4 protein-coding genes are annotated in these 5,895 nt (G+C 52.4%); all 4 read right to left on the bottom strand.

Features of this window, described 5'->3' with window-relative positions; all coding sequences use genetic code 11:
* A partial coding sequence (locus KHQ28_RS20745) for a phage tail protein (RefSeq protein ID WP_228298283.1) occupies positions 1 to 4,198 on the bottom strand: 4,198 nt, incomplete at its 3' end.
* Positions 4,199 to 4,260: 62 nt separating this feature from the next.
* A complete protein-coding gene (locus KHQ28_RS20750) occupies positions 4,261 to 4,854 on the bottom strand; it encodes a tail assembly protein (RefSeq protein WP_064145028.1) in 594 nt (197 codons plus the stop codon).
* Between the two features lie 16 nt (positions 4,855 to 4,870).
* Positions 4,871 to 5,698 carry a hypothetical protein gene (locus KHQ28_RS20755; RefSeq protein ID WP_077265974.1) on the bottom strand — a complete coding sequence of 276 codons (828 nt, stop codon included), beginning with the start codon at positions 5,696 to 5,698 and terminating at the stop codon, positions 4,871 to 4,873.
* Between the two features lie 46 nt (positions 5,699 to 5,744).
* Positions 5,745 to 5,895, bottom strand: a 151-nt coding sequence (locus KHQ28_RS20760; RefSeq protein WP_211777669.1) for an NlpC/P60 family protein, incomplete at its 5' end; no start/stop codon positions are given.

Below are 5,895 nucleotides of genomic sequence, written 5' to 3' on the forward strand. Positions count from 1 at the left end.
TGCTGTCAGTATTGCTGCGAATATCCTGGCCGTTTTGCTCTACCTGCTGTGTTAACGCGGTGACCGCGCTCGCCTCCGCTTTCTTCGCCAGCGTGGCATTTGTCGTGCCCAAATCGCTCGTCAGTTTCGTGATGGACTGACCCTGGCTGGTTATCCTGTCGCCCTGCTGGGTAACAACAGACTCCAGCCCGCTCAACGCCTCATTCGTACCAGCCAGGCCCGTTTCCGTCTGGCCCACCCGGTTAGTGAGTGATGTTAACGCGGTTCCCTGCGATGTCAGCGTGGCACCCTGTTGCTCAACTTTCTGCGTCAGGGACGTCAGCGCGGTCGCATCGGCTTTTTTCCCGAGGCTGGTTTCCAGGCCTCCGATACGACTCGCCTGCGCACTCTGCTCTGTCGTCAGAGAACTCAGTTCACCAGAAACAGCAGCTTTGTTGTCGTTAAACTGCGTCTGCAGGGACTCTCTGGCCTTAACTTCCGCTGAGATGGCGGTAACGCGCGCCGTTTTTTCCTGGTACAGCAGCCCGGAGGTGACTTTCTCCAGATCGCTGCCCTCATAGGAGCCACGCATCTGCGCCGCCAGCGTGCTGCGTGCCTGCGCTTCGGCGGTCAGCGCGTTACTCAGCGTGCTGCGCACATCCTGCAGAGCCGCCGTACTGGCGCCGGGTGCTGGCCGGCCAACGGCGATCCAGTCGAATTCGATAAAGTTGCTGGCATCCTGCTGGTTCGTCAGGTCCAGACGAATACGATCAATGTTCCCTGTCCAAGGAATATCACGCACCGTCAGGGTTGCCACCCCATCGGCATATTCTGGCTCAGCAACAATGTATCGCTTCGTGTTATTGAAGTTTTCGCCGGCAGACACCCAACGGATCTCACCCGCCCAGACTGGTTTGCCGGTTTTACGAAAGCGCAGCATGATGAAGCGGTACGCCGCACCATTGACAGCCAAACCGCCAGGAGAGGTAATGTACGGATCGGTGGCGCTGTCAGCAGGGCGTAACCAGCCATCCTGGGACACTCCCGGTACGCCGGCGCTTCCGGTCCAGCCCTCGGTCGTCTGATTGTTGAAATGCCAGATAACATGCGAATCGAACTGGATATTAGCGCCGGCAGCGAGGCTGGACATTTCCCGCGCCAGATTTTCATCGGCACTCTTCATTACCTGAGTCAGGCTCTCGATACTCGCCTCAATCCCCTGCGTTGCCGCCAGCAGTTCATCAGCAGCCTGTGCCGCCTTCGCGTTAACATCTGCGATACGATCCGCAGTTTCCTGCTTAACCGCATTGGTTAACGTGGTGTTGACCTGAGACAACGACTGCTTCAGGCCATTCTCGGCAGTTTTAATCTGCGCATTCAATGCGGCATCGCCGTCGGCCAGCGACTTGCTCAAAATTGCTATCTGCTGATTCGCATCAGCGACGGCGGATTTTGCCTCCTGAATCCCCTTGTTTGCCTGAGCCAGACCAGAATCGAGAGACTCATTTACCGAGGTAAGCTCATCCGTGATGGTTTTATTCACGGCGGAGATCTTCCCGTCAACATCAGCAGTGATGCTTTTCGCCGATGCATCAATATCCTGGCTGACTTGCTTCGCCTGATCTGCGGCTTCCTGACGCAGCTCTTCAGCGGTCTGCTCCAGTTCCTGCTGCGTATTGCGGATACCTTCCTGCGTTTCGCTAATGGTGCGCTGCGTTTCCTCCCAGGCATCCGTATCCTTGATCGCATCGGTCAGGTTTTCGTAGTAGTCATCAAAGTTATCGCTGGCCATCCCCTGGACCCAGCCGGTCCACGGGCTTTCATTGTCAAGACGATCCACAAGGCGCGCCCGGTACCAGAATTCGGCGCCCATACTGAGGCCCATCTGCTGATAGCTTTTCCCCGGATAGGCTACGTCTGATAATGGCATTGGCGCACTGCCGTCCTGGTTTTTGCTGTACTGCAATTCCGTGCGCAGCGTATCCCCGGAGCCGGTCGGGAACTCCCAGCTAACCTGGACCCCATGAACCAGCGAACGGGTTGCCAGCGCCAGCGGTGCCAGCGGCTCGCCGACCTTGCCGGTCAGGGTTTTCTCTTCGGAATACGCCCAGCCGCTCGAGATCTCCGCCGCATTGATCGCACGGACGCGAACCAGGTAACGACCGGCATAAATGCCGCTGACCTCAAACGAGGTGGTCGAGCTGCGCGGCACATTAATCCAGTTCCCGTCGTTACGGCGCCACTGTGCCTCGTAGGCAATAGCGCCGCTGACCGCTGACCAGTTAACCTGCATCGTTTCGACGCTGATCCCCTGATTCACGACCGAGCGGGATGTGATGACAATATCGTCAGGAGGTGACTGGTTGCCCGCCGGCAATACGCTAACCGGGCGCTGGTCGATAATAGCGCCGGTATCGATGCGGGCGAATTTATCCGGGTCATGTGCCACGCCGGTGATCGTGAGGGTGGCATCGCTGTTCTCTTTTACCCCTGTAACCCGGTACTGCTGCAGGAAGAGGTCATCAGATTCAATGGCCCAGACGCATTCCCGTTCTGGCGTCTCACTGTACGCCGTTGTGACCGTAATCTGCCGGCGTCCGTTAACAGCCTGAATGGTCCGGCTCTGTGAGATACCGGATGGCAGGTTTAGCTGGAGACGGTCGCCAGGTTTGGCATCCACATCACGATCCAGCGTAATCACCCGGCCATTCACCGCGCTGATTCGCCCGCCGTTGACCCGTCCGGCCAGTAACTCATCCGCCAGGGCAATGATATAACCGGGTTGAGGAATGCGACCGTCCAGCCCCACATCAAACTCAACGACCCGGTCTTTGTTGTTGGTCAGTATGCCCCACAACCCCTTACGGTGGGCTTCGCTCTGGCGCGTACAGCCAATCGCGGTCAGTTCGAGCTGGTTAAAACTGTAGCGGGAAACCAGTTCCGGGATAAACGCCGGCTCCATCGCATCAGCATAAGCATTATCCGGATCAGACCAGGAAACCAGGGCGTTGGTGTACCGAACCTGGCTGCTGCTGCTCGAATAACGGGGTTTGCCGACAATATTGGCGCGCGTATAGGTAAAATCGACATCACGCGGCATATCAGCCTGCACAACAATCTGCTCACCGTTCCAGCAGGTCATGCCCCGGAAAATGGCGGCAAAGTCTCGCAGCACGGTGTAAGCGTCGTTGCGTTCCTGGACGTAGACGTTACAGGTATAGCGCGGCTCCATGCCGTCACCACCGCGCCCGTCAGGAACCAGCTGATCGCAGTACTGTGCAATCTGGTACAACGTCCATTTCGAAATATTGGCGCTGCTCAGACGATTACCGAGACCAAAACGGTCAGCTGTAACAATGTCGTAATAGATCCAGGCCGGGTTATCCGTCCAGGCCCATTTAAACCCGCCGGTCCAGACGCCGGTATATTCGCGGGTTTCCGGATTGTAGTTATCCGGCACACGAATCACGCGCCCACGCGGCTCACAGGAAATTTGCGGAATGGAGCCATTAAACTGGCTGGAGTCGAACTCGATATAAAGCAGCGCGGTGTTGGGATAACGCAGCTTCGCGTCAATCACTTCGGTATAGCTCTGCAGCGTCATCACGTCGCCAACTTTGACACTGTTTGCATCCGGAGAGATTTTACGCAGGCGTAGCGTCCAGGTACTGCCGGCCTGGGGCAGATCAATACGATGGCTCCGCTCATAACCGGAGGTGGTTTTACCCGTGACAGCGGTTTCCAGCACCGTCTGCCAGGCGCCGCCGTCGGTCTGCAGGTCAATCGCATACTTGACGGTATTGCCCACCACGTCGCCGTCATCTTCCTGTTTCATCAGGGACGGCCATTTCAGGCGGACACGAACGGCAGAAAGCTGGGTATTAGTAAAGGTATGGGTCCAGGCTGTCTTGCTGGAAACTTCCGTTCCTACACTGATTTCATTTTCAGTACCGGGAATACCCTGAATATAAGTCTGAGCCTGCGTGCCGGGGCGAAATTCCCAGGACACGCCACTGAAGTTTTGCGAACCATCAGCATTTTCAAGCGGGGTGCCATCAAGATAAATATCTTTCCCGGTTAAACCACCTGCAAATTCACCCTCACCTAATGCGAGCAGAATTTTGGCTTTTGCAACGGACTGTAAATCATCCGGCTGTTCCGTCGGTGTACGCTGCTTTGAGCCGCCACCCTTGCGCCCTTTAATTATGTTATTTGCCATATTACGCCCATAAAAAAAGCCACCGCAAGGTGGCCTGAATTGGATGGTTTACTGAATAAAACTTATTGCTGGTCTTCTACGTAAATACCGGCAGATATAATGGCGCCGCCAATTCGCCGTTTGCCATAAAGCAAAGGGACCGGGTATCCCTGAGAGGCAGTGTTCGTCACGCCCCCAAAGGCGTAGGACGCTTTATTGTCAGCGGATTCTTTTCGTGCCAGGCCAGCTGGCTGTGGGGAGAGCATCTGAACGACGCCGCCGAGCATCATGGCGCCGCCAGCTTGAATACCATACGCGGCATTAGCCCAATCCTCTGTGAAAAAACCATAGGTAACACTTGCCGCAACAATAACTGCACCAAGGATTGTTTGGAGAATTCCTGCCTTCTTACTGCCAATGATAACAGGGACTATGCGGATAATTTCGCCACTTACAGGGAATCCTAAATCATCATGCCCGATATTCTTATTCCCTTTAAATACTGCATAGGTCAATCCACGCTCCTCACTGGATATCATGAACCTTTCAAATCCAGGGATCGTCGCAGATAATGCCTCTCCGGCTTCATTGATGTTCTTTATTAAACGATAATGAACCTTCCCAAAGGTTTTACCCAGGACTCCAGACAGTTCTATTCTCGTCATGGTTTCTTGCATGCTTTATCCTTGCCATTCAATTAAGATAACACTGTCTCTCCCACTCCTTATTAAAGGAGGTGGTGCCTTCATCTATTGCAGAAAAATTGACAGAAAATATGTAACGAGACTCCCCAGTGTAACCACCAAAACTATTTTTAGCGTTGACATGGCCACAGATAGCACCATTTTTCCCAATGAATTCACCAGAAAATTTAGCTGAGGAGGGGTCTTTTAGCATCCCTTTTATATGCTCTCTGGCGTTAAGGATATCATTTAGCTGTTGCTGATCTTCTTCCTTTGATTTCCTAGCAACTTCATTTTTAATTTCATCCCTCTGCTTTCTTAATTCATATGCTTCTCCAAATATTGGTGTCTGCGCATTAGTAAGGAGCAAAAAGATTAAACATGCAGAGATTGAACTCAACCCTAGGAAACCTTCTCCACCATGATTTTGGTTTGTAAAAACAAATGCAGCCATTATGGCTGGGATTAGAAAAACAAATGATATCGGTGCTCTGTAAGCATAAAAGCAGGTTATAATAAAAAATATTATGGCTATAACTAATGCTACTCTCCCAACAATAAATTTTAGTCCACTACTATCATTGTTTTTTTTAGATGTACAGCATCGATTATCTTTATCAGTATTTTTGGAAGATGCGTGTTTTACTGGTAAATATTCACCTACCGTTCCTGTATTAACAACGACTCCATCAGCAATCATCCTGTCCACAATTTCATCAAGAGTGTCAGGAGGAATGCGCAAGGACTTAGAAATATAATCAAAGCGCACACTCCCATCCATTTTATTAACGAAATTTACAACTTTATTGTATAACTGCTCAGTGATTGGCTCATTCATTCGCATGCTCCTGTAAATTGAATTAGGAGCATAATATACAGGCACCTTAAAATAGTGAATGATGTCGCACGATTTTCATCGTCCTTTCCATCCAGTATCCACCATACGGCACGCGCTTGCTGAGATGGCCATACAGGTGATGCAGCAGCATATTCCCTTCCAGCAGAATCCCAGCGTGGTTCCACTTATCCGCCTGC

This window comes from Klebsiella sp. 28, from assembly GCF_018223905.1.
Lineage (GTDB): Bacteria > Pseudomonadota > Gammaproteobacteria > Enterobacterales > Enterobacteriaceae > Klebsiella > Klebsiella pneumoniae.

Coding starts and splice junctions, on each gene's coding strand:
- KHQ28_RS20750 (WP_064145028.1), bottom strand. CDS start 4,854: ATGCAAGAAACCATGACGAGAATAGAACTGTCTGGAGTCCTGGGTAAA.
- KHQ28_RS20755 (WP_077265974.1), bottom strand. CDS start 5,698: ATGAATGAGCCAATCACTGAGCAGTTATACAATAAAGTTGTAAATTTC.